Annotated in this window: 1 protein-coding gene; it reads left to right on the top strand. The window is 36.1% G+C overall.

What is annotated here, in order from left to right:
- Positions 1-71 precede the first annotated feature (71 nt).
- Positions 72-1,444, top strand: a 1,373-nt coding sequence (locus VB796_RS23695; RefSeq protein WP_323349072.1) for an ISL3 family transposase, incomplete at its 3' end; no start/stop codon positions are given.

Genomic DNA, 1,444 nt, shown 5'->3' with positions numbered 1-1,444 from the left:
ATGAGTATTGCGTTTAAAAAGGTTCTTCGTCAATTTTGGTGAAAACTATATTTTTAGCTTAGTTTTGGCGGATGAAACAATCACTATTTTTGCCATCTGAACTGGATTTTACTTTACTCAAATTTCATAATACTACCACAAATATTGATTTCGAGGTGTGCAGTTGTCAAATCTCAAGTTGTTGTCCTTTGTGTCAGACCATTAGCTTCAAAATTCATAGTAGATATGCACGAACGATTGGAGATTTGCCCGTTTCTGGTAAACTTGCCAAGTTAAAACTTCAAGTTCGCAAGTTCTTTTGTGACAATATAGACTGTTCCCGTAAGATTTTTACCGAACGATTTAAAGAGCAACTTAACGCTTATTCAAGACGATTTGAACGCCTCAACGAGTTAATAACCTCAATTGGGCTTGAATTGGGGGGTAATGTCGCTCAACGCATCGGTAAACTTTGTTACGTAAAAATTAGTGCTTCGACCATTCTTAGGTTAGTAATTAAATGCCCAACCCCAGCCATTCAATTGCCTAAAATCATCGGTGTGGATGACTGGGCATTTAAAAAGCGAATGAAGTATGGGACGATAATCGTTGATTTAGAAAAAAATGAAGTGATAGATATGTTACCTGATAGGGAGGGTAAAACCCTCACAGATTGGCTGAAACAGTATCCATCCATTGAAACGGTTAGCCGAGATCGCTCTTCAACCTATGCGAGTGCCACGACGGAAGCAGATGGTAACATCTTACAAATAGCTGGTCGTTGGCATATTTTGAAAAACCTTACCGAAGGTTTTGAAGGATTTTTGAATACTCAGCGTGAAAGTTTGAGAGATATTTCTACTGAATTGAGTGACCAACAACAATTAGTATTAGAAAGTATAGTGCCAGAAATAATAGAAATTGCTAAAAAAGATACTGTAATAACGGGTCGATACTACGATAACTTCCTAAAAATGAAGGAATTGCAGTGTGAGGGAATTAGTAAACGTAAAATGGCTAAAATACTCAAAATGTCTCGTAACACTATCGATAGATACTGGAATAGAACCGTATTTCTCCCAAAAGTTAATCGTCAAAAGAGTAATATTCTTGATTTTGAAGACTATCTCATCAAACGTTGGCAAGAAGGAGAGCAACAGGTAAAAGTTCTGTTTGAAGAAATTAAAGAACAAGGCTTCAAACACAATATTAAATTGGTGTATGACCTTGTAAAAAACTATCCTAAAACAATCATAGAGTATTTGCCAAATGCAGTGAAAGTAAAATACTACTCGTCGAAACAACTCAGTATCTGGTTAAGCACTTTCCGTAAAGATTGGTCAGAGGAGTTACCAAGGGCATATTTAGCAAAATTATTAGAAGACAATCCCATCATCAAGAAGGTACGAAATACTGTTTTAAATTTTAGAAGGCTGATGAAAGAGAAAGAAGGAGATAAATTGGC

It is taken from the genome of Arcicella sp. LKC2W (genome assembly GCF_034931005.1).
Lineage (GTDB): Bacteria > Bacteroidota > Bacteroidia > Cytophagales > Spirosomataceae > Arcicella.
The sequence above is the reverse complement of the archived record's forward strand: the minus strand, read 5'-3'. Positions and strand labels throughout refer to the sequence as shown.